The 24,244-nt window shown below is 30.8% G+C and carries 18 protein-coding genes and 3 tRNA genes; 10 read left to right on the top strand and 11 right to left on the bottom strand.

Annotation, left to right across the window (positions count from 1 at the left end; translation table 11 throughout):
• The first annotated feature begins 16 nt into the window (after positions 1-16).
• Positions 17-2,572, top strand: coding sequence for a circularly permuted type 2 ATP-grasp protein (locus tag RHP49_14465; protein ID WNH12085.1), 2,556 nt, complete (start codon positions 17-19; stop codon positions 2,570-2,572).
• 1 nt (position 2,573) lies between these two features.
• Positions 2,574-3,470, top strand: coding sequence for a transglutaminase family protein (locus RHP49_14460; protein WNH12084.1), 897 nt, complete (start codon positions 2,574-2,576; stop codon positions 3,468-3,470).
• A gap of 73 nt (positions 3,471-3,543) precedes the next feature.
• Here RHP49_14460 and RHP49_14455 read toward each other — a convergent pair whose 3' ends face one another.
• From RHP49_14455 to RHP49_14425, 7 genes are all read right to left on the bottom strand, one after another.
• Positions 3,544-3,921: a hypothetical protein gene (locus RHP49_14455; GenBank protein ID WNH12083.1), complete on the bottom strand. Its 378-nt coding sequence runs from the start codon at positions 3,919-3,921 to the stop codon at positions 3,544-3,546.
• A gap of 144 nt (positions 3,922-4,065) precedes the next feature.
• Entirely contained in the window at positions 4,066-5,805 is a 1,740-nt protein-coding gene (locus RHP49_14450; protein ID WNH12082.1) for an AAA family ATPase, read from the bottom strand.
• A 155-nt stretch (positions 5,806-5,960) separates the two neighbouring features.
• The gene (locus RHP49_14445) at positions 5,961-7,184 is read right to left on the bottom strand and encodes an ATP-binding cassette domain-containing protein (GenBank protein ID WNH12081.1); all 1,224 of its coding nucleotides are present in this window, start codon (positions 7,182-7,184) and stop codon (positions 5,961-5,963) included.
• A 202-nt stretch (positions 7,185-7,386) separates the two neighbouring features.
• Positions 7,387-8,247, bottom strand: coding sequence for an N-acetylglucosamine kinase (locus RHP49_14440; protein ID WNH12080.1), 861 nt, complete (start codon positions 8,245-8,247; stop codon positions 7,387-7,389).
• Between the two features lie 75 nt (positions 8,248-8,322).
• The gene (gap, locus tag RHP49_14435) at positions 8,323-9,324 is read right to left on the bottom strand and encodes a type I glyceraldehyde-3-phosphate dehydrogenase (protein WNH12079.1); all 1,002 of its coding nucleotides are present in this window, start codon (positions 9,322-9,324) and stop codon (positions 8,323-8,325) included.
• 17 nt (positions 9,325-9,341) lie between these two features.
• On the bottom strand, positions 9,342-10,328 hold the full coding sequence (gene pfkA / locus RHP49_14430; protein ID WNH12078.1) for a 6-phosphofructokinase: 987 nt from the start codon (positions 10,326-10,328) through the stop codon (positions 9,342-9,344).
• Positions 10,329-10,519: 191 nt separating this feature from the next.
• Complete coding sequence (locus tag RHP49_14425) at positions 10,520-14,875, bottom strand: translocation/assembly module TamB domain-containing protein (GenBank protein ID WNH12077.1); 4,356 nt, start codon at positions 14,873-14,875, stop codon at positions 10,520-10,522.
• A gap of 251 nt (positions 14,876-15,126) precedes the next feature.
• On the opposite strand from RHP49_14425, the gene tsaD reads away from it, so the two are divergent.
• The 8 genes from tsaD to RHP49_14385 all read left to right on the top strand — a co-directional run bounded on the left by tsaD (position 15,127) and on the right by RHP49_14385 (position 21,552).
• Entirely contained in the window at positions 15,127-16,149 is a 1,023-nt protein-coding gene (gene tsaD, locus RHP49_14420) for a tRNA (adenosine(37)-N6)-threonylcarbamoyltransferase complex transferase subunit TsaD (protein WNH12076.1), read from the top strand.
• A 104-nt stretch (positions 16,150-16,253) separates the two neighbouring features.
• Positions 16,254-16,892, top strand: coding sequence for a peptidylprolyl isomerase (locus RHP49_14415; protein WNH12075.1), 639 nt, complete (start codon positions 16,254-16,256; stop codon positions 16,890-16,892).
• Positions 16,892-17,596, top strand: a complete 705-nt coding sequence (locus tag RHP49_14410; GenBank protein WNH12074.1) for a 16S rRNA (uracil(1498)-N(3))-methyltransferase — start codon at positions 16,892-16,894, stop codon at positions 17,594-17,596. Before RHP49_14415 ends, RHP49_14410 begins: the two co-directional genes overlap by 1 nt.
• 6 nt (positions 17,597-17,602) lie before the next feature.
• Positions 17,603-18,244: a DUF4159 domain-containing protein gene (locus tag RHP49_14405; protein WNH12073.1), complete on the top strand. Its 642-nt coding sequence runs from the start codon at positions 17,603-17,605 to the stop codon at positions 18,242-18,244.
• An 8-nt stretch (positions 18,245-18,252) separates the two neighbouring features.
• Complete coding sequence (locus tag RHP49_14400; protein ID WNH12072.1) at positions 18,253-18,591, top strand: hypothetical protein; 339 nt, start codon at positions 18,253-18,255, stop codon at positions 18,589-18,591.
• Between the two features lie 39 nt (positions 18,592-18,630).
• Positions 18,631-19,131, top strand: a complete 501-nt coding sequence (locus RHP49_14395) for a TrmH family RNA methyltransferase (protein WNH12071.1) — start codon at positions 18,631-18,633, stop codon at positions 19,129-19,131.
• A 144-nt stretch (positions 19,132-19,275) separates the two neighbouring features.
• Entirely contained in the window at positions 19,276-20,364 is a 1,089-nt protein-coding gene (locus RHP49_14390; GenBank protein ID WNH12070.1) for an AI-2E family transporter, read from the top strand.
• 6 nt (positions 20,365-20,370) lie between these two features.
• The gene (locus RHP49_14385) at positions 20,371-21,552 is read left to right on the top strand and encodes a class I SAM-dependent methyltransferase (GenBank protein WNH12069.1); all 1,182 of its coding nucleotides are present in this window, start codon (positions 20,371-20,373) and stop codon (positions 21,550-21,552) included.
• A 34-nt stretch (positions 21,553-21,586) separates the two neighbouring features.
• Here RHP49_14385 and RHP49_14380 read toward each other — a convergent pair.
• The 4 genes from RHP49_14380 to RHP49_14365 all read right to left on the bottom strand — a co-directional run bounded on the left by RHP49_14380 (position 21,587) and on the right by RHP49_14365 (position 24,061).
• A tRNA-Arg gene (locus RHP49_14380) sits at positions 21,587-21,660 on the bottom strand.
• A gap of 29 nt (positions 21,661-21,689) precedes the next feature.
• Positions 21,690-21,764, bottom strand: a tRNA-Pro gene (locus tag RHP49_14375).
• Between the two features lie 53 nt (positions 21,765-21,817).
• Positions 21,818-21,906 (bottom strand) — tRNA-Ser (locus RHP49_14370).
• Between the two features lie 106 nt (positions 21,907-22,012).
• Positions 22,013-24,061, bottom strand: coding sequence for an HDIG domain-containing protein (locus RHP49_14365; protein WNH12068.1), 2,049 nt, complete (start codon positions 24,059-24,061; stop codon positions 22,013-22,015).
• Between the last annotated feature and the right edge of the window lie 183 nt (positions 24,062-24,244).

Here is a 24,244-nt window from a genome sequence, read left to right as displayed (position 1 = left end):
ATACCTTTATTAATACATGATTATAGATCGTAATATATTATTTCGAAATTATTTTTCTAATGCCAAAAAGTATGATGAAGTATTGAAATCTGATATGTCTATTAATTCCAATTGGGAAAAGTTACTTAGTAATCTTACCCAAATTGGAAAAGAAAATTTATTAGCTAAGCAAGACGAAATTAATTGGTTAATGGACGAAAATGGGGTTACATATAATGTTTATAACGACCCCAAAGGGATGCAACGTACCTGGAATCTAAACATTGTGCCATTTCTTGTACACCAAGATGAATGGAAAACTATAGAAAAAGGCATTACCCAACGGGCCGAATTAATAAACTTAATTTTAAAAGATATTTACGGTAAGCGTGAGCTTATAAAAAACGGTATCATTCCACAAGAAGTTATTTTTGCACATCGCGGATTTTTAAGGCAATGTGATCAAATTCAATATAAAACGTCTAAAAATCTACTGATTTATTCGGCAGATTTAGCTAGAGGACCAGATGGTCGGATGTGGGTTGTAAGCGATAGAACGCAAGCCCCTTCTGGTATGGGCTATGCTTTAGAAAACAGATACTCCTTAAGTAGAGTGGTGCCTAATATTTTTCAAGATATTAATGTGAAGCAACCCTCTCAGTTTTTTTATGAGTTTAATCAAATGCTTATTGAAGCGGCTCCACAAAATAAAGAGAATCCTAACATTGTTATTTTAACACCAGGACCGCATAATGAAACCTATTTTGAACATGCTTATATGGCATCGTTTTTAGGATATCCATTAGTTACGGGCAACGATTTAGTGGTTAGAAATGGTAAACTCTGGATGAAAACCTTAAAACAACTTAAACAAGTTGATGTGATTTTAAGACGTGTAGATGATGTTTTTATGGATCCGTTAGAACTTCGAGAAGATTCTTATTTGGGTGTTGCTGGCTTATTAGATGTTGTTAGAGAACAAAAAGTAGCCATAGTAAACCCTGTAGGAAGTGGTATTTTAGAAAATTCTGGACTCATTCCTTTTATGAATGTTATTTGCAAATATTTCTTTAAAGAAGATTTAATATTGCCTCAAATAGCCTCTTGGTGGTGCGGACAAAAGAAAGAACGTGATTATGTACTAAACCATTTAAAAGAATTAGTAGTTAAACGTATCGATCGATCGAATAGAGAAAACATTTTTTTCTGTGAATTTCTAGATAAAAAAGCATTAAACGCATTAAAAAAAGAAATTCTCTTAGCGCCTTACCAATTTGTAGCTCAAGAAAAAATATCATTTTCTACGGCACCAAATCTTGTAGAAGATATTTTAGAGCCTAGAAAAATTATGTGCAGAACCTTTGCTATCGCTAAAAATGACAGTTATAGTGTAATGCCTGGTGGATTAGTACGTGTTGCTGCCGAACGCGAAAACTTATTTGTATCTAATCAACGTGGTGGTATAAGTAAGGATTTTTGGGTGGTTTCAGACGATACACAAACCAATATTCAAAATTATTCATGGGATAGTTCTTGTAGAATTTCCATTTCAGATATCAATGATTTACCTAGTAATACCGCCGAAAATTTATATTGGTCGGGACGCTATTTAGGTAGAGCTCTTGTTACTGCTAGGTATTTACGCATGGTGCTTAATAGAATGAATAATGTAGAATATAATGAACGTAATGAATCCGAAAGTTTAGTTTTTCTATATCAATCAATAACACATATTACTTCAACATTTCCTGGTTTTGTTGGAAAAGGTTCCGAAGACGTTCTAAAAAATCCGCTTAAAGAAATTATTTCTTTAATAATGGACGAAAACAGACCTGGAAGCTTTGCTCAAACCTTATCAAGCTTTAACAATGCTTATTATTCCTTACGAAGCTTATGGTCTAAAGATATGTGGCGTGTTTTTGATGGCATAAAAAAGCAATGGCGAAAATTTATAGAAGACGACAAATACACTATCGCCGATCTTTCAAAATTACTAGACCGCATTATTACGCGTTTAATTGCCTTTATGGGACTTATTGAAGAAAGCATTTTAGTAAGCCAAGGATTGTTACTGTATTTTATTGGTTTACAATCTGAACAAGCCATGATGAACGTTGCTAAATGCCGTTCTTTACTTGTTTTTAACCTAGATGAACAGGTACAATACGACATTTTAGAATCCTTACTTACAAGTCATGAAAGTCTAAATATTTATAGATACAGTTACCGGTCTTACTTAAATATAGAAAATGTTATTAATTTAATTTTACTAGATAAAGAGTATGCAAAATCTTTAACTTATCAAATTAGACGTATACAAAAAGATATAGACCGATTACCAAATTCTGAAAACTCTGAAAGTATTTCTATATGTAAAAAACATATTTCTGAGGCCAATACTAAAATTCAAAATTTAAATGTCATTTCGCTTTTAGAATTGAATCATGATAGAACTTTAAGACAAAATCTTGATGATGTATTAGCAGAATTAAGTGACTTATTACACGAAACCTCTTTAGCGGTTTCCGATACGTATTTCAATCACGCTTATCAACAAAAACAATTGGTAAATCAAAATTTCCCACTTTCGTAAAATGACCTTTCAAATATCACATACAACAAGTTATAATTATGAAAGTGGCGTTACATTTTGTCACAACATAGCCACTTTAAAGCCTAAGCATATGCTTGGACAAAAGGTTTTAGACTACCGTTTAGAAATAAGCCCTACACCTACCGAATTTTCAGAGAAATTAGACTTTTTTGGTAATACTGTGACACGGTTTTCTATACAACAACATCATAAAAAACTAGAAGTAACTGCTTTTAGTAAAATTGAAAGAGACTACACTTTAGAACCTAATATAAACGATTCTGAAACAGGTAAAAGCCTTACTTTAAACGAAGCATTAGAAAGTTTAAAAAAAGCTGACCCAGAATTATTAGATATCAAGCAATTTATTTTAGAATCTATTCTAGTGGCTAAAATTACACCAGAAATTAGAGCCTATGCCGAAGTATCGTTTAAACCAGAACGTTCTATTTTTGAAGCTGCATACGAGCTTATGCAACGTATTTATACCGAATTTGAGTTTAATACCCAAGTGACCAATGTTGCCACACCCATACATGATGTTATACAAGATAAAAAAGGTGTGTGTCAAGATTTTGCTCAAATTGCTATTGCCTGTGTGCGTTCGGTTGGGTTGCCTGCCAGATATGTAAGTGGTTATATTGAAACCTTACCGCCTCCTGGAAAAGAAAAATTAGTGGGCACCGATGCGTCTCATGCATGGTTTTCATTATACATACCAAGCTTTGGATGGGTTGACTTCGACCCTACCAACAACCAAATACCAAAAAACCAACATATTACCGTGTCTTACGGACGCGATTATTACGATGTACCACCACTTAAAGGCGTTATTTACAGTACCGGTAAAAACAAAATGCATGTGGCAGTAGATATTAGACCTGCCACTGATATTTAAAAAATACTTTTCTATTTGTTATAATACGCATGTTGGATTAGCAATTATTTTTTCATTTCAATGTCAGGATAGTTTATTTTTTATTTCGGGCAAAATGTCCTTCTTTTTTTAACATTAAATAGGTCCAAGCACCTCCTAAAAAGTCTATTACAGAGATTATTATTATTCTAGAAGATACTAATTCTAGCATCACAAATGCAGTAAAGAAAACAATTACTGTAAATCGAATAAAAGCAGTTGTCTTCAAAATCAAAATAAGCTCATATTTGGCACCAATGAAATAGAAGATGGCAGTTGCCATTAATAAAATCCCCTCAAATCTAATCCAAACTTCACTAGTAGGTTCGATACCAAATAAGTTAAGTAACACATTAGGTACAAATAATAGCATTAATCCAATAAGCGACAAATAGATAGCATAAATGAAAACACTTTTTGCTGATTGACTCATTTCTTATCCAATTTTATGATTTATGTCTCGTATAAGAATAGTGCGGTTTTGTGTCCGAGGATTTTCCGAAGGAAAATCAGAGTGACCAAATACGCACTAACCTTTTGATTTAGGATTAAACTTAAGCATTATTTTTATACAATGTTAGCAACCGTTTTTTATTTCATTCAATTTGTCAATTAGGTCTTTAGGAAACAAATTTAGTTTTCTTAATGCTTTAAATAATGTCGTGAAATTTATCACTCGACTAGTATATTTCCTATTATAAGCCTCATTCAAAATTGTTTTACCGCGCCTTGTAAATAACCATTTCGGATAACTCAATTTAATTCCATTGGAATACTCAATTTCAATTCTTTCTGTCTCTGTATTTTGATTAAAATCAGTAAAAATATTGACCAAATCAGGCTCTATGTCTGAAATAATTGAATCTGCAACTTTTTGCAAAATTTCTGCTGATAAGGATTTAAGTTTGTATTCTTCTCCAACAGAAAAGTTAACATCATCAATTATAGGATTCACTTCTTTATCTATAAGAGCTGCATATACAATTATTGGGTCAGTCAAGTAATTTTCAATACTATATCTATCTATTTTATATACACCATCAGATGTTATGTTTCCACTATCAGCATCAATTAGACCGTGAATAATGTTTACTATTCCAGACTCTTGAAGTTTTGTAACCCAATTTTGTACAGCATCTTTTCCCCCTGATTTGTCTTTAGTAGAAGCAGAAATAAACACCAAGGGAATATCTGCATTAATTATATTTTCCAAGGTTAATTGATTATAAACAAAAGAATAAAACGAAACATCATCGCTATCTTCGACTAAAAAATATTTAGTTCCTTCTCCAACATAAACCAATCCTGCTGTTAATAAAGAAACTGAATGATTTTTAGATGGAGATTTGGCTATTCTTGGTTCAACTCTGGACATTTCAAAAACAGAATCATTTGGAGCAAGCATAACTGTTGAAGGAGAGTGAGTAGTCATAATAACCTGAACTCCAAACTTATCTACTAAAACATTCTTAACAACGTTTAAAAACTGCTGTGACATTGAAGGGTGTAAGTGAGCATCAGGCTCATCAAGTAATAGTAATTTTGGAAAAAGCTTTTTCTCTTGGGAATTGTACAAATAAAAGACTAGAGAAATTAGTACTTTTTCTCCTGAAGATAAGTCATTAAAATTAACTTCCTCATTTAAAATTTGATGGGTAAGTTTTAATTGAAAGCCATCTCTAAAGCCATTTGTTGAAGGGTCATTAATTTCAAAAGGGAGTTTAGATTCTCTAATTATTTCACGAAGAACAACCCAAGGTTTTTCTCCAATCTCAAGCTTAATATTTTCTTCTTTTTTTTTGTTTGCTAATAGTTCTATTTCTGATAAGCGGTAATTATAAAAGACCTCTCCAATTTTTTGACTTAATTGACTTTCTTGTTCAATTAATATTTCTGGAAAATTTTCATAGAATTCTTCTTTTGATATTTGATTAAATTGTTTGCCTGTTTTCCGTATAATTTCTTGACAAGCTGAAAAAATATGTATCTGATTAGGTTGAATTTGACGATAATTACCTCCTTTAAAATTATTATAATGAGCATCCATTTGTTGCTGAATGTTGGAGAGATTTACGTGAGAGGTATTTTGTAATTGCCATTCGCCTTTAAGAAAGGTTACTTCATTAGGTTTTATAGATTTTCCAATTATTGAAACTCTTTCAGTAGTTCTATTTTTATTGATAATCGTGTTATGTATTAAATCTAGTAATTGAGATTTACCTGTTCCATTAGGACCAGTTATAACTACAAAATTTGGAATTTCAGTCCAATTAAAGCTTGTAATTGATTTGTATTTTCCTTGAAAATTTATTTCCATATCTAGGTTGATTGTCAAATGGTGGCTAACTTGTTATATAGTAACTTTTATTACTCATATCCCCTAAATAAGTCAGGATATAGTAAGTTTTTGTTACTGTTATACTGTAAAGATAAAACTTTACAATAAACCACGTTTTTTATTACAAAAAAACATTAAACAGTTATTAACTTTCCAACAGAACCCGTTTGTTCTGGTTCTAACTCATAAATAAAATCTGGCTTAAGAAGCTTTTCTTCGTTTCTGTGGGATACATACAAAATGGCTGTGGTGCTTTCGGTGGCTATTTTATTGACCAATTCTGCGAATATTTCGGCATCAGCATCATCTAGTCCGTTAGTAGGTTCGTCTAAAATAAGTAATGGCGGTTGTTTTACCATGGCTCTTGCAATTAATACCAAGCGTTTATGCCCGTCAGATAAAAACTGAAAACTCTTATCTTTTATTTCATACATATTTAAAATGCGTAACCATTGATGCGCTATTAAAATTTGTCTGTCCGACGGAAATTTATACAATCCTATAGAATCCAGAAATCCAGAAATAATCATATTTTCAATAGAATCTGAACGCATAAAACCTCGTAACATTTCGGAAGAAAAATAACCGATGTTTCTTTTTATTTCCCAAACACTTTCGCCACTCCCCTTTTGCATCCCAAACAACACCATGTCTTGTAAATACCCTTTGGGGTTATCGCCAGTTATAAGCGTTATCAATGTGCTTTTACCCGATCCGTTAGGACCAATTAATTGCCAGAACTCTCCTGGTTTAATTTCCCAACAAATAGCATTGACTATAACACGTTCGCCATAAGTTACTGTTACATTGTTAAGCTTTACTAAGTTTTCTACGTTAGTATCAATAGGATTGTATGGTGGTGGTAAATCTTCTATAAATATCTTTTTTTGCTTAGAAACATCCATTGTGTTAAGCAATTCCAGTTTCCCTTCTTTCCAGTGATAGATAGTATTTATAAACGGTAAAAGATCGCGTTTTCTATTGGTAATCTGGATAATTAATGTAGACTTACTTAAATGTTCTAAAGTGTTTTGAATGGTTTGTTGAGCGTTTACATCCAGACTGTCAAAAACATTGTCAACAATAATGTATTCTGGATTTTTCGCTATAATATGGTTTAATAAGGCCTTTTTTCGCTCGCCTTGAGACGAATTTTTTAAACTGTTTTTAGTCTGTGTGGTTACATCAAAATGTCCGTGACGCGTTTCCTCTAAAATAAATTTATTTAAAGCTATTTCTGAAAACAGTGCGCCTTTCAAATTTGTTAAATTGCCTACTAGAGCTTTTGTTTGAATGCTTTCAAGAAGTTTATGCTTATCGTCGTTATTAGAAATGTAAATGGCTATATGTGTCTCCAAAAATTTTTAAACTTTTTATTTAGACTCAAATTTACAAAAGAACTCGTTCAAACTTTTTTGATTGAAGCGAAAATTAATCATTTTGTACTCTGTTGAAGACTCTTTTGAGTTGTATAGCAAGATTACGGAAGGAAGTAAAGAAAAAAACCTTTAAACATATTTCATGCTTAAAGGTTTTTTTCTTTTTATTAATCTAAAGTTATTATAGGTCTTTTGTATGAAACCCTACTAAACCTTCAATAGGTCTACGTTCAAAATTACCGACAGTAAAGCCCATTTCTTCTGCAACTTGTTTAATTTCATCTTGAGCAAAATAAGCTATAGAGCCTGCAAAATGTACAGGAACATTTTTTAATTCTTCTTTGTATTGAAAAATCATAGTATTTGCAAATAAACGAATACCCTTTTTTATAAGTTCGATAGTATATTCTGAATCCTTATGCAAAAACATAAATTCAGCAAAATTTGCTAAATAAGCATTAGGATTGGGTTGTTTATATAAATTATACTTTATATAATCAGGTTCCATATTAAACTTACTTCCAAAAGCTATTTTCACATCTTCTGGCATCATATTGAAATAATAATCTCTAATAAGTTGCTTACCGTAATAGTTACCAGAAGCGTCATCCATAAGTGTATAGCCTAAAGAGTTTACACGTTGATGTAACACTTCGCCATCATAATAGCTACAATTAGAGCCTGTTCCTAAAATACAAACAACAGCAGCTTCCTTTGGATGATTAATTGTTGAATACACAGCAGCCAAAGTATCTTCGTTAACTTCTACATGAGCATTAACAAATATTTCTTGTAACACCTCTTTTAATAGCTCTCTAGGTTTTTCTGTACCACAACCTGCACCATAAAAAAAGACGTGAGAAACAATCTTTCTATTACTCTTTAAATGCTCGTCACTTTTAATTATTTTATGAAGTTTCTTTTCCGTTAAAATGGCAGGGTTAAGTCCCTTTGTGCGCATTTTTTCTAATAATTGGTTTCCATTATTATCTACGGCGATCCAATCAGATTTTGTAGAACCACTATCAACAATTAAAATCATAAGCTTGAAAATAAAAAAAACCCCACAAACATACAGTTTAATGTACTTTTTGTGGAGTTTTAAATTAATAATATATTAGATAGAACCGATATGTTGAGCTAAATCAATTAATTTAGTTGAATAACCAAACTCATTATCATACCAAGATACTAATTTTACAAAGTTGTCATTTAATGCCATACTTGCGTTAACATCAAACGTACTTGTTTTAGGCTCAGATACAAAATCTTGAGATACAACACCTTCTTCAGTGTATCCTAAAATACCTTTTAACTCACCTTCAGAAGCTTCTTTTAAAGCAGCTTTAACTTCATCCCAAGATGCGCTTTTTTCTAAACGACATGTTAAATCTACAACAGATACATCAACAGTAGGAACTCTAAAAGCCATACCAGTTAATTTTCCGTTTAATTCAGGAATTACTTTTCCAACAGCTTTAGCTGCTCCAGTTGAAGCAGGAACGATGTTGTTTAAAGATGCACGACCTAATCTATAATCTTTTCTTGATGGTCCATCAACTGTAAATTGAGTTGCAGTTGCAGCGTGAACTGTAGTCATTAATCCTTCAACAATACCAAATTTATCGTGAATTACTTTTGCAAGTGGTGCTAAACAGTTAGTTGTACAAGATGCATTAGATACAATAGTATCAGCAGCAGTAATATCTTTATGGTTAACCCCCATAACAAACATAGGTGCATCAGCAGATGGTGCAGAAATTGCTACTTTTTTAGCGCCAGCAGTAATGTGTTTTTGAGCACCTTCTAAAGTTGTAAAGATACCTGTACAATCTAAAACAACATCAGCTCCAACAGCATCCCATTTTAAATCTTCTGGGTTACGTTCTGCTGTAATTCTAATTTCATTTCCGTTAACTACTAAGTTACCATTATTTGTAGAAATGGTTCCATCAAATTGTCCGTGAACAGAATCATATTTTAATAAATAAGCTAAATGATCAACATCTAACAAATCGTTAATTCCAACTACTTCAATATCTGGTCTAGAAGCTGCTACTCTAAAAGCAATTCTACCTATTCTTCCAAATCCGTTAATTCCAATTTTTAATTTTGACATATTCTTGTTTATAAATGTTAAGTGCTCATAATATCTGAGACACGCAATAATTCTAAGTTTATTTTTGTTTTTCCTTTGATAGCACTATCTAAGGGTGTTAGTTCCATTTTGTTATTTATAAGTCCAACCATATAAGTGGTTTTACCTTCTAATAAAGACTCGACTGCCTTTACACCCATTCTACTGGCTAAAACACGATCAAAGCATGACGGTGCACCACCACGTTGCATGTGCCCAAGTACAGACACTCTAACATCATAGCCTTCCATGTTTTCATCCACATAATCTTTAAGTTCAAAAATATTTTTACCTATTTTATCACCTTCAGCAACCACCACTATACTCGATGATTTACCCGATTTTCTACTTCTATTTAAAGAATCTACAAGTCTATCTAAACCTAAATCTTCTTCTGGAATTAGAATTTCTTCAGCACCACCAGCAATACCTACGTTAAGAGCAATATGTCCAACATCGCGTCCCATTACTTCGATAAAAAATAGTCTATTATGTGAACTTGCAGTATCACGTATTTTATCAATAGCATCTACTACCGTATTTAAAGCAGTATCAAAGCCAAGTGTATGAGAGGTTCCTACAATATCATTATCAATAGTACCAGGGATTCCCATCACTGGAAAATCAAATTCTTGATTAAAAATCATGGCTCCGGTAAAAGTTCCATCACCACCAATAACTACTAATCCGTCTATTTCTGCCGCTACTAGTTTTTCAAAGGCTTGTTGTCTGCCTTCTTTAGTTCTAAAAGCTTTAGAGCGTGCAGATTTTAAAATCGTACCACCTTTATTAATAATACCCCTTACACTACGAGCATCCATAGCTTTAAAATCCCCTTCCATTAGGCCTTCATATCCTCTGTAAACAGCAATACATTCAACATTATGATATGCACATGCTCTAACTACAGATCTTATGGCTGCATTCATTCCTGGAGAATCTCCTCCAGATGTTAAAACAGCAAGTTTTTTTATTGTTTTTGGCATTAAGTTTCTAAATTTTGAGGTAAAATTACTAAACAAAAACTATAAAACGATAGCAATTATGATATTTTAATATGACATGCAAAACTATAACGTTTTAGTTAATAAAAAAAATGAATTATTGAAGAATTGATATAAAATTAAGGTTCAAAATAATGAATTATTTTTCTGATGTTGTTTTTAAAGTTATAAATTCAGGTAAGGCACTTTCGTTTTCTTCTGTATTTTTTTCTTGAATAATGACTTCTTTTTTTAGATTTTTTAAAAAACCTTTGAAGTAATTCTTTAAAAGTATCGAAATCTACATTATATGAAAGTCCAACACCTTGCGTATACCCTATAGCCTCACCAAAATTTCTTATGCTATTTTCTCTATTAAAAACTTTTGCAGTTAATGTTCCTTCTTCATTTAATAAGAAATCTATTTCAACATCACCAGCAACAACTGTTTCACTGGCACCACTTACAGGCACACCTACTTTTCCATTTATAATTACACGGTCACTTATTCGGGTTTGCAAGGTTACACCAACCCTATCATCTGTTTGATAATCGGGTCTGTTTTGTCCGGCTTCATAGTTAATACCAACATTAAATTTCCCATCACCATTTGTAAAAATCCCATTTATGATACCATTAAGTCTATCTGCAATGGTACCAGAAAAATTTAATTCATTTAATCCTCTTGAAAAAGACCCCGTAGATAATAAATAAAGTGCTTGGTTTTGTCTGTCATCAGGTGACTCAAGGCGATATTGAAGCTCTGATTTTATGGTTGAATTCACATTAGGAAACTCAAAACTAAACTCAGGGTTAGGCTGTTCTAAATCGCCTGTTAAAGCTATATTTAATTCTACAGAAATACTTCTGTTTATTGGGTTATCTAATAATGGTGATGGATTCGTTTGTTCTTTTAAAATAGCTAACATATCTATTTGTGCCTTTAACGGATCTCCTTCCCAAGCAATTGTACCACCTGGTTGTACTATAAATTCCTTTTGAACCAATCCGCCATAGGCAAAATTATAAACGCCTTCAAAAACAGAAAAATCGCCCCACATATTAAATTTTCCATTCGTGTTTATTTCTACTAACAATCCTCCAACACCACGACCTTTTAAAGAATGTCCTGTACTTTTGTCTATAATAATTTCTACTTCGGCATCTTCTGTTACGTCTAAATCAAAATCTAATTCTAAACCTCTTATTTCATTTATTACAAAATCAGTCCCATTTTCTCTAGCTTCTTTCTGCTCCTTGGTAAGAAAGTTAATAAACGTATTATCTCCAAAAGATTCTGCATCATTTAAAGGTATTTTAAAAACTGTACCTGCTTTTGTCTCTCCTGCGACACTGATTACTAATTGATCTGTGGGTCCAAAAATACTAGCTCTACCACCAATAAAACCAGTCCCATAATATAAGGCGTCTTCTGCTTCTTTAGTATCTAAAACCAATAGTCTTGGTGTATTTAAATCTAATCCTAAACTCCAATTAGAAAAGTTTATATGACTTAATGCCCCTTTTAATTCTCCCTTAGATTTATACTTAGTATCTGTTAATTGTATTTTATTAAATATAAAACTTTGATTTTTAAGTGTTACTGAGGCGTTATCTGCAAAATCATAATCTACATTTAAATACGGGATTCCTAGTCCCGATTTATTCAAAATAAGATCTCCGTTCATTTCTGGACGCTTAAGACTCCCTATTACGTTAACTTCCCCTGTAATAACACCCCTAATATTTGATAACACATCCTCTAACAAAGGGTTTAATGGATATAAATTAAACTCGTTAAATTCTAAATCGACATCAATATTCGCTTGCTTACCAATAATACTAATATCTCCTTTGGCCGTAAAGGATTTTAAAGCATCGTTTTTTATATTAGCATTTACATTATAATTAGTTAGTGTTTTATTACCAGTTATTGTAGCATCAAACGAACCTAACGGGAAATTATTCACTTCCAAATCGTTAATAACAATAGTAGAATTAGGTAAATAACTTCCGTTTTGCTGTAATATATTTAATTTACCATTAACATTTCCTGCTAAGGATAAACTATCTATATCTGGCGTTATTTTAGCAAGATCTACATTTTTAAAATTAAGTTTTAAATCCTTTTGAGTGGAATCCTTTATAAACCCAGAAAGCTTAATTTCTTCGTTGTTATGATTTACTTTAAAACCATCTATTTTGAATGAGGTTAATGCTTTATCGAAAGATACCTTATTAAATCTATCTTTATCTTCATTAATATACCACTTATTATCTTTTATTGTAACATCCGATTTTTTAAAACCTATTACAGATTCATTATCTTCATTAATGGTATGATAAAAACTCAAATTAAAACTATCATTATTAAGTTTACCCCCATTAAACTCAGTCCTTATAAATAAGGTGTCATTTACGGTTACATTTATTAAATTAAACTTGGAAACATCATAATATTTAGTATTTAAACTATCTATTTCTACATAGGTGTTAAAAAGCGGATTACTATTATCTACTTGGAGTTCTATATTATTAGCAAAATTGTTTGCTAACTTAATTTCTGGAGATTTAAATGTAAGTCTAAACTTTGTCTCATCGCTCTCTACTCTACCACGGATAAATGTATTTTTCCCTAATTGAATTTCTGGGTAAATAACTTCAATAATTTTATTATATATTTTGAAATTAAAATCGAAACTTTGATTAGTTTCAACCTCGTGAGGTACATAATTTGTATAAATATGCCCTAATGAATTTTCAAAAAGTTTCTTTAAATCTTTAAAACGAAATCGTCCTTTTAAATCGCCTTCTATAATGTCTGGAGAATTAATTTCTATAAACCTTAAACCTTCACTAAACCTTGAAGAAATATCAAATTCATTGAAGTAGTATGTATCATTTTCATTTTTATAAGATGTTTTTCTGAATGAAATTTTACCATAAGCATCATCATAGCTGCTGGCATTCATATTCATTTTAACAATACTCTTTAAAACAGAAATACTATCTTTTTTAACAAAGTTTAGTACATTTAAATTGGCATAATCAACTTGGGCTTCAAAATCATATTTATTTACTTGTTCTGAAAAATCTACCAAGCCATTAAAATTCAACTTTAAATTTGTATCATTTGTAGTTAAATTGCCATCAAATATGTTGTTACGCACATTTCCTGCAACTTTAATACGCTTGTAATTATAATTATTAAACTCTATTTCAAACACATCGCCTTTAACCTGAGTATTAATATTCTCTGTTAAAAAGCCGTTTCCTTTCACATCAAAATTTAAAGATGCAAGCCCTACATCTGGAGCATTTAAAAAGGTACCAAAATCAAACTTTTCAAATATAACTTTACCCTCATACTTGGCATTATCTATATCATTTATTTTATCTATTTCTAGATTGGAAATAACAAAACCTAAATCGGTATCAATTTCAATATCTGCAATAACTTTTGATGATGTTACTTGCGAATTCCCTTTAATAGTAAACCGTCCTAACCTATCAAATGATGTAGGTATCGCTTCACCTAAAACATTTGGCAACAACGCTGTTAAATCTTTATATGTAGAGGTTAGATTATTAAAATCGCCATTCATATAAAAATTATTTTCTTCTTTGTTAAATAAATTTTTAAAATTAATATTACCGTAAACCTTTGTATTTCTACTTGTATTTAACTTTAAACTATTTACTCGCAAATCATTTAAAGCTCCTGATAGATTAGCACTAAAATTTGCTTTTTGGTTGATTCCAAACTCATTATAAAACGTATTCAATTCATCTAATTGAACACTAGAGTCTTTAAAATTAGCTGCAACTATAACCTTATCTGTAAAAAACTGTAAATCTTCTCGCTTATAAAAAAAGCTTAAATCACCTTTTAAAACTGACTTTGGCGTTTTTATTTCCAGATTATCAAACGTCATACCTGAAGGTGTATATGAAAAATTAGTCATTAAATTTTTCATAACCAACCCTCTACTATCTTTAAAAGCTAACGTATTTATTCGCGTACTTACATCGCTACCATTAATTAAAAAATTGGTAGCATTAATATTTAAATTTTTAAATTCTAATAGCTTGGTTGTTTCTCTATTTTCATCTAAAAGCCTAAATATTCCATTATAAATAGAGACATCGCTAGATGATAGCAGAAAACTACTCTTTCCTGTTCTAGGATTATCATCTTCAAATCGATTAACAAAAACATCTAAATTAGTTTCTCTTGAGTCTTTATAGGTTTTTATATTAAAAACTAAATCTATAATATCAATATCACCAAAAGTTAATTTGCCATTTATTAAATTAGAAACATTTATTATCGATGTATTTAATTCGGCTATATTTATAAGTGTATCCTGCTTATAATCTTCTATATAAATATTTTTAAGTTCTACATCGCCGTTAAATTGCAAGCTCACTTTATCGATATTTATATTGGTTTTAAACTCATCGTTAAGACGCTTAGTAGCATAATTCCCCAAACTTGTTTGAACAAAAGGAATAGAAAGCACCAACACCAAAATGATGAAAAGCAGCAATAAAATGCCTACTATTTTTGATGCTATTTTTAAGATTTTTTTGATACTTTCTAAAGTTATAATTTTATTAAGAATAAACTAGGTTTCCTTAGTAATTGCATATTTTAAAAACTTTTATCTAAGGCAAACTACTTAAACTATTTATATTTCATTACAAAAATAAATGAGTAGTTTTGTAATTACAGATAAAGAGCATTAATAGATGTTCTTTCGTTTTCAAAATTAACAATTATTATGCCTAATTTTCATTAATGGGTTCACAAAATATTTATATACTAGGAATTGAGTCGTCATGCGACGACACAGCCGCTTCTGTAATACACAACGGTAAAATTTTAAGCAATGTTGTAGCTAATCAAAAAATACATGAAGAGTTTGGTGGTGTTGTACCAGAATTAGCTTCTAGGGCGCATCAACAAAACATTGTTCCTGTAGTACACCAAGCACTTAAAAAAGCAAATATTACTAAAGAAGAGTTACATGCCATTGCATTTACACGAGGTCCAGGTTTAATGGGATCTTTATTGGTTGGAACATCTTTTGCAAAATCACTGGCTTACGGATTAAACATTCCGTTAATAGATGTAAACCACATGCAAGGGCATATTTTAGCCCATTTTATAGATGAAGAAGGTTTTGAAAAACCTCCATTTCCTTTTTTAGCGATGACTATTTCTGGAGGTCACACACAAATTGTGAAAGTTGTAAGCTATTTTAATATGGAAGTCATTGGCGAAACCATTGATGATGCCGTTGGTGAAGCTTTCGATAAAAGTGGAAAAATTTTAGGCTTAGGTTACCCTGCAGGTCCCGAAATTGATAGACGTGCCAAATTAGGAAACCCAAAAGCTTTTCAATTTACGAAACCTAAAGTAGATGGTTTAAACTTTAGCTTTTCTGGATTAAAAACGGCTATTCTTTATTTTATTCAACGTGAAGTAAAAGCAAATCCTAATTTTATTGAAGACCACCTGAATGATATTTGTGCGTCTATACAGTATACAATTATTGGGATTTTAATAGATAAACTAAAACTAGCTTCAAAACAAACAGGTATTAATCATATTGCAATTGGTGGTGGTGTTTCTGCAAATTCAGGTATTAGACAAGCATTGAAAGATGGCGAACAAAAATTTGGATGGACCACCTATGTTCCTAAATTTGAATTCACTACCGATAATGCTGCTATGATTGCCATTGTTGGTTATTTAAAATATTTAGAAAATGATTTTGCTGAGCAAGATGTGATGGCTTCTGCTAGGTTAAAAATTTAACATCAAACGAAGTTATAAACACCCGTTTCTTAAAACTTATTTTTCTAATATCTGCATATTACCGTAATCCCATTAAATTTAAAACCAAATTCAAAACCTACTTTATGTTTAAACAATTACTTATTTTATTATTTATTAGCTGCTCAGCCATTTTAAAAGCTCAAAATACCACAGAAAAAGAATTAGAAACCATTGAAACTCCAGAACAAATTAAAAGCTATTTAGAAACTAAAAATTCTAAAAAGAATAAATTAATTACTTTTAATGAAGAAAAACATAAAACACGACTAACAAAAGAACTTTTTAAAATGCATGTTGGTGGCACAAAAATAAGTGAAAATGAATTTGAAAAAACCTATTATAAAATAGCCGATAAAACAAAAAAAATCTATTATAGAGTGTCTTATATTTATTTAGATGGCACCAAATACAAACTTGAAAAAATCACTAATTTAAGAAACTTAATTATTAATAAATTTAAAAATGGAGCCTCTTTTGATTTCTTAGCAAAACAATACTCAATGGATGACAACGCTAATAAAGGCGGTGATTCTGGGTGGTTTTTAAAAGGAGATATGCACCCTGACTTTGAAAATAGTATAATAAAAGACTCCCATGAAATACATGATATTTTTACGATAGATATTCCATCTAAAAAATGGTATTACGTCATTTTAAAAACATACGAACCAAAAGAAATTTCTGAAATTGAAGTTTTAAAAATCATAGAACAGGTAAATTAATGCAACTTTTTTACAATCCAAACATAACCGAAAGCACTTCTCAATTTACTTTTGATAAAGAAGAAAGCAGACATATTGTAAAAGTGTTACGTAAAACCATTGGAGACACCTTGCATATTACAAATGGAAAAGGGTGGTTATTTAATGCCGAAGTAACTGTTCCAGATATAAAAAAATGCATGGTTACCATTGTTTCTAAATCATTACAACCTAAACGAGATTATAATTTACACCTTGCCGTAGCACCCACAAAAATGAACGACCGCTACGAATGGTTTTTAGAAAAAGCTACCGAAATTGGCATTGATAGCATCACGCCTATTATTTGCGATCATAGCGAACGTAAAATAATCAAAACAGAACGTTTTGAAAAAATCTTGCAATCGGCAACAAAGCAATCTTTAAGCTGTTACATGCCAAAACTTAATGACGCTATTGCTTTTAAAGACTTTATAAAACAGGATTTTAATGGCGATTTATTTATTGCGCATTGTGAAGAAACCCATAGAAAATCGTTAAAAAACGAACTAAAACCTAAAACAGATATCACTATTTTGATTGGACCAGAAGGTGATTTTTCTGTTAAAGAAATAGAATTAGCACTCAAAAACAACTTTATTCCTGTAACTTTGGGAGACACTAGATTACGCACAGAAACGGCTGCTATTGTAGCGTGCCATAGCGCTGCATTTATAAACGAATAATTTTATATGAAGTTATTTTTTATTTTTATTTTTTCACTTATATCTATTGGTGGTTTTTCTCAAGAAATAGCCCTATTAAAATATCAAGGTGGTGGCGATTGGTACGCAAACCCAACATCTTTAAAAAATTTAATTAGGTTTTGCAATGAAAATATTGATACTAAAATAAGTACAAAACCTGAAACCGTCGAAACAGGAAGTAGCGATATTTTTCAATTTCCGTTTATTCACATGACTGGCCATGGTAATGTTTTTTTTAGTGAAACTGATGCCGAAAACCTTCGTAATTACCTGATTTCGGGTGGATTTTTACATATTGATGATAATTATGGTTTAAAGCCTTATATCACCAAAGAACTAAAAAAAGTATTTCCAAATAAAGATTTAGTAGAATTACCAGCAAATCACGCCATTTTCAACATAGTATATAAATTCCCGAATGGCTTACCTAAAATTCATGAACACGATGGCAAGCGCCCACAAGCTTTTGGAGTTTTCAATGAAAACAGACTTGTTTTACTATTTACTTTTGAAAGTGATTTAGGTGATGGATGGGAAGATTCCGAAGTGCATAACGACCCTGAAAATGTTAGAGAAAAAGCTTTAAATATGGGAGCTAACATTATTAAGTATGTTTTTGAAAATTAAAAATAATTATGACGCTTTATTATTATTGTAGTTCTCAATCTTGTAAAAAAACAAATTCAATTAAAGTTAAATCTAATAATAGATATGATTTAAAATGCGAAATTGGTATTGAAATAAATGAAAGGTGTAAACATTGTGGAAACCATACTAAAAGACATATAAATAGATTACATGCAGAACCTAATAATTTTATAATAATTGCGGGTGTTATTGCTGCAATTTTATTTTCGGTTTTATTTTGGGATTTAGGATTCCTTACTACTTTAAGCGGCACAGTCCCTATTGCTATATGGATGAGTGAAAACAAGAAAGCTAGTAATTTTAATAAAGTATTGATTAGAGATTAGTAATTTTACGAGACAAACAAATAAACGCATAAACCTAACTTGCAACTCACACATTACAATACAAACTTTAACAAACGTAAATTTCCAATAACATTAGTTTGCGACAACGTTACTAATGCTCCCAATATTGGTAGTTTATTTAGAATTGCCGATGCCTTTGGCATTGAAAAACTTATTCTTTGTGGTGAACAAATAACTATTGGACGAAAAATCACAAAAACCTCCAGAGCTACTGAAAAAGTGGTTAATTATGAAATAAACGAATCAGCTTCAAAAGTTATTAATGATTTAAAAACTAAGGGTTATCAAATCATTTCTTTAGAAATAACAAGTGAAAGCAAACCTATACATACGGTTCAGTTTTCAACAGAAAAACCGATAGCGTTAGTTATTGGTGATGAAAATTTTGGTGTATCAGAAAGCATTCTAAACATTTCAGATACCATAATTCATATTGATATGTTTGGACAAAATAGCAGTATGAATGTGGTTCAAGCTACCAACATTGCTTTATATGAAATAACAAAGCAATTCCTTTAAGTCATGCAGAAATAAGTAACGATTGAAGCTCCTCAACAATCATAACAAACCCAATTTAATTTTTATACTATATGGCTTTCTTCAGTTCGAAATGACCCTACAACTTATTTAGCCTCATTACAGACAAATTATTATATTTACTAAATGAATTCTAAATCAATTTCAAACGGTATTTTAAGAGCAGTCAGTATTATTTTAGGCATTGCCTTATTGCTTTACTTTTTATATCAAATACAGTCGGTTATAGGCTATATTGCTATTGCTGCTGTTATATCATTAATTGGCAGACCCATTGTGCTTTTTTTAGAACGCAGATTGAAATTTAAAAACACCATTGCAGTAATTGTTACCATGGTTATCTTACTAGGTATATTCTTTGGCTTAGTAGGTTTATTTATTCCTTTAGTGGTAAAGCAAGGTCATAATTTATCGCTGTTAAATATTAATGAATTACAAAGTAATATTGAAAATTTATATATTAAAATTATTGAATATTTTAATATTCATCAAATTGATATTGAACAGTCTTTAAAAGAATCGAATCTCTTAGCTAAAATAGATTATTCATTAATTCCAGACTTTTTAAACTCGATTATTAGTGGACTTGGAAGCTTTAGTATTGGGTTGTTTTCGGTACTTTTTATATCCTTTTTCTTTTTAAAAGACAGCAGACTCTTTGAAAGTGGTATTATGACTTTTATACCCGATAATAAAGAATCTCGTTGGAAAAACTCTTCAGAAAAAATTAAAGACTTATTATCAAGATATTTTGTCGGCTTAATTTTTCAAATACTCATCCTTTTTATTATTTACACCATTGGCTTACTTATAATTGGTGTAGAAAACCCCATTGTAATCGCTTTTTTGTGTGCATTGCTAAATCTGGTACCTTATGTTGGTCCGTTAATTGGAGCCTTTTTAATGCTTACACTTACAATGACCAGTAACCTTGGCGATAGTTTTAGTCATGTTATTTTACCAAAAACACTCTGGGTATTTGTTGTATTTATGATTGGACAACTGGTTGATAATTTTGGTAGCCAACCCATCATATTTTCTAAAAGCGTAAAATCGCATCCTTTAGAAATTTTTCTAGTAATATTAATAACGGGTATTTTATTTGGTATTATCGGACTTATTCTTGCTATACCTGTCTATACCTCTATAAAAGTTATTTTAAAAGAATTTTTATCTGAGAACAAAATTGTTAAAAAACTTACCAAAAACTTATAGTTTCACTTGAACACATTAATTTTAAATACTGAAATACAGGACTTTATTAAAAAGAACTTAAATTCAGACATTTCATCGGTACTATTAAAAGGCACGAATTTTTATTCGGTTGAAACCAAAGCTATTATTGAACAAATTGAAGCGAAAAAACGTTGCGAAAAGAAATTACCAACTTGGTTTCATTGCAAAAACATATATTACCCTAATAAATTAAATATTGAACAAACGTCCTCTGAAGTTTCTGCCAAATACAAATCCGATTTAATTAAAGGAGATTCAATAATAGACTTAACAGGTGGTTTTGGAGTCGACTGCTTTTTCTTTTCAAAACGCTTTAAAACGGTTGAACATTGCGAAATAAATGAAAGTCTTTCTAATATTGTTAATCATAATTATAAACAACTAGAAGCTAATAATATTAAAACCATTCATGCCGATGGTATTGACTATTTAAAAAGTACTAATCAAAATTTTGATTGGATTTACATAGACCCTTCAAGGCGACATGATAGCAAAGGAAAAGTCTTCTTTTTAAACGATTGTTTACCTAATGTGCCACAACATTTAGAAATACTTTTCAAACACTCTAAAAACATTCTAATTAAAACATCGCCCCTACTCGATTTATCGGTTGGTATTAGCGAATTAACACATGTTAAAACTATACACGTAGTAGCTATAAATAATGAGGTTAAAGAATTACTTTGGGTTTTAGAAGATGGTTTTGAAGGAGATATTTCTATTGAAACGGTAAACATCAAAAAAGACCAAAATGACTATTTTAATTTTTCGTTAGAAAACGAAAAATTGATAGATTCTATATATAACCAACCGCTTGCTTATTTATACGAACCCAATAGCGCTATTTTAAAAGCTGGTGGATTTCATTCCATTACAAAGCAATTAGATGTTTTTAAGCTTCATAAACACTCTCATTTATATACCAATAAAACAGAAATAGATTTCCCCGGCAGAGCTTTTAAAATTGAAAACATTATAAACTACAACAAAAAAGCGTTAAAAAAACTAAACATAACTAAAGCGAATATCACAACCAGAAATTTTCCTGAAACTGTTCAGCAAATTCGCAAAAAATTCAATATTAAAGATGGTGGAGATTCCTTTATCTTTTTCACTACAAATATTGACAATGAAAAGATTGTTATCATTACCACAAAACTATATTAAACAAAAAAGCCTCACATTTCTGTGAAGCTTTAAGTGAGCCCTGAAGGATTCGAACCTTCGACCGCCTCCTTAGAAGGGAGGTGCTCTATCCAGCTGAGCTAAGAGCCCGTAGTTTTTATGTTTCTACGAAAACAGTGTCGGGGTGGCAGGATTCGAACCTGCGACCTCCGCGTCCCAAACGCGGCGCGATAACCGGGCTACGCTACACCCCGAATTGAAATAGAATGAACATAATATTGGGAATTCAATTCTACTTTTAAACTTGCGGAGAGACAGGGATTCGAACCCTGGGTAAGTGTTTCCACCTACGACGATTTAGCAAACCGCTCCTTTCGGCCACTCAGGCACCTCTCCGTTAATTTTTAATGAACTACGCACTTTGTCTTAAATGCGGATGCAAATGTAACTTTTACTCCTGTATGACACAAACATTTTTTTTACTTTTTTTTGACTTTTTTTATTATTCTGGATATTCTATACGTAAGTGATAGATATTAGCCAACTTATGCTTTAAAACTTTTTTTATAGACTGGATTTCTTTAAATGTTATATTAGCATTTAAAAACTGACCTTCTTCTATTTGCTTATCTATAATATTTTCTACAAATGCATCAATTTTAGTAGATGTTGGTTCTTTTAAACTCTTTGAAGCCGCTTCAATACTATCACACATCATTAAAATAGCGGTCTCTTTACTAAAGGGTTTTGGTCCAGGGTAACTAAATTCAAGTTTATCTACGTCTTCATAATCATTTTTCTCTTTCATGTAAAAATAATAAACGACACTTGTGCCATGATGTGTTCTAATAAAATCAATAACCCTATCGGGTAAATTATGCTTTTTAGCTATTTCAATACCATTAATAACATGATCTGTAATAATTCTTGCGCTTTCTTTTGAAGATAATTCATCATGCGGATTAATACCTGTTGATTGATTCTCTGTAAAATAAGTTGGATTTTTCATTTTACCAATATCATGATATAATGCTCCTACCCTAACCAACATCGCATTTGCACCTATCTCATTTGCTGACGATTCTGCAAGATTAGCCACATTTAATGAATGATGAAATGTTCCTGGTGCTTTATTAGAAAGTTCTTTTAGTAATTTTGAATTGGTATCTGACAATTCTAAAAGTGATACATCAGACACTAAACCGAAAAGCTTTTCATAAATATAAATTAATGGTTGGACAAACAACGTTGCCAATCCGCACAAAACAAACCAAATAAACGTCTCCCATTTTATAGTTTCAATAGTACCTTCATGAATTACAAAAAAGGCAAAATAAGCGACTATATATATCAAAGTTATCTGACCTACTGAAATAAACAAATTAGCGCGTTTATAAAGCTCTGAAACCGTTAATATTGTTACAATACCTGCAATAATTTGAAGAAACATATACTCATAACTATTAGGCACTATAAAACCTAATAGCAACACTGTAATGACATGAGCAAACAAACCTAATCTCGCGTCGAAAAAGGCTTTAAAAACTAATGGCAGGATACAAATAGGCACTACATAAATATATTTAGCATTATAATTAATTACTAAGGTTGTAATTAATATCATTAAAAATATATTGAAAAATATAAAAGTAACTTTTGTATTATTTTCAAATACGGTAACTCTATATTTTCTTAAAAAAAGCAATAACATTAATAATGCTAATGCTACTAATAATGTATAAGCAAATAAAACCCAAATATAATTGGATTTACTCCAAACTTGAGATTCGTATTCGGACTTAAGCGAGTTTAATTTTTGAAACTTATCACCCTCAACAACTTCTCCTTTTGACACAATTAAAGTCCCCTTTTCTATACTTCCTCTTGCATAAGAAATCTTGTCAAGCTCCTCTTTTAAAGCTCTTTCTGTGAATGATTTATCAAATATTAAATTAGGTTCTACTAAATCAAAAAATAAAGAAACAAAATCTGTTTTTAAGTTTTCTAAATTATTATCAATTAATAGTTTATCAATAGTTTCTTTAACAGCATCCTGTTTTATTAAATTAGAAAAAACGGTCTTTTGTTTTTCAACTCGACCATCTAAAATAACAACCGAACTCTCTTCAGAGACATCATAATTTTCATTTAAAACGCCAAAAGCATATAATTCATTAATTATAAGCTCACCTAGATCATATATTTTAGGCAATTCTTTTTTAAAAATGGAATCATGAAATACTTCTCTAAATTCATTTTTATACGCCTCCCTAACCTTTTCTACAACAGTCTCATCAACATTAAAATATAAAACTGAGTTATCTGTGATAACCTTTTTTTCAGCACTAATTTCCTCTGCTGTTTTTTTTATCGCAAAATCAAAGGGAGCATATAAATTTTCAGACTGCCAAGGCTTTCCTTTCTCAAAGTTATACTTGAATTTTCCGCTTTTTGGAAACAAATACACTATTAAAATAGTGGTACTCACAAACAAAAGTCCTTTATAAATTAAAGAATGATTTCTATATAGGTTGTTTATAAAGTCTTTCATCTACATGTTTTTATTTCTTAAGTATTACCAAACTCGTTTTCAATCACAAATGTTTACACACTATTATTCATAATACTAATTTCAAATGTAATAAAATTATAAGCTCCAACCATTTTTTATAATGGGTGAATCTTTCAAATTTCTATTAAAAAATCATTATTTTCGCTTTACTAAACGAATTGG

This window comes from Flavobacteriaceae bacterium HL-DH10 (assembly GCA_031826515.1).
In the GTDB taxonomy this organism is placed as follows: Bacteria; Bacteroidota; Bacteroidia; order Flavobacteriales; family Flavobacteriaceae; genus Thalassobellus; species Thalassobellus suaedae.
This window is presented reverse-complemented; position numbering and strand designations above follow the sequence as displayed.

What these genes read in the sequence shown, in the direction of transcription:
- RHP49_14465 (WNH12085.1), top strand. Translation starts at nt 17, where the DNA reads ATGATTATAGATCGTAATATATTATTTCGAAATTATTTTTCTAATGCC.
- RHP49_14460 (WNH12084.1), top strand. Translation starts at nt 2,574, where the DNA reads ATGACCTTTCAAATATCACATACAACAAGTTATAATTATGAAAGTGGC.
- RHP49_14455 (WNH12083.1), bottom strand. Translation starts at nt 3,921, where the DNA reads ATGAGTCAATCAGCAAAAAGTGTTTTCATTTATGCTATCTATTTGTCG.
- RHP49_14450 (WNH12082.1), bottom strand. Translation starts at nt 5,805, where the DNA reads ATGGAAATAAATTTTCAAGGAAAATACAAATCAATTACAAGCTTTAAT.
- RHP49_14440 (WNH12080.1), bottom strand. Translation starts at nt 8,247, where the DNA reads ATGATTTTAATTGTTGATAGTGGTTCTACAAAATCTGATTGGATCGCC.
- gap (WNH12079.1), bottom strand. Translation starts at nt 9,324, where the DNA reads ATGTCAAAATTAAAAATTGGAATTAACGGATTTGGAAGAATAGGTAGA.
- pfkA (WNH12078.1), bottom strand. Translation starts at nt 10,328, where the DNA reads ATGCCAAAAACAATAAAAAAACTTGCTGTTTTAACATCTGGAGGAGAT.
- tsaD (WNH12076.1), top strand. Translation starts at nt 15,127, where the DNA reads ATGGGTTCACAAAATATTTATATACTAGGAATTGAGTCGTCATGCGAC.
- RHP49_14415 (WNH12075.1), top strand. Translation starts at nt 16,254, where the DNA reads ATGTTTAAACAATTACTTATTTTATTATTTATTAGCTGCTCAGCCATT.
- RHP49_14410 (WNH12074.1), top strand. Translation starts at nt 16,892, where the DNA reads ATGCAACTTTTTTACAATCCAAACATAACCGAAAGCACTTCTCAATTT.
- RHP49_14405 (WNH12073.1), top strand. Translation starts at nt 17,603, where the DNA reads ATGAAGTTATTTTTTATTTTTATTTTTTCACTTATATCTATTGGTGGT.
- RHP49_14400 (WNH12072.1), top strand. Translation starts at nt 18,253, where the DNA reads ATGACGCTTTATTATTATTGTAGTTCTCAATCTTGTAAAAAAACAAAT.
- RHP49_14390 (WNH12070.1), top strand. Translation starts at nt 19,276, where the DNA reads ATGAATTCTAAATCAATTTCAAACGGTATTTTAAGAGCAGTCAGTATT.
- RHP49_14365 (WNH12068.1), bottom strand. Translation starts at nt 24,061, where the DNA reads ATGAAAGACTTTATAAACAACCTATATAGAAATCATTCTTTAATTTAT.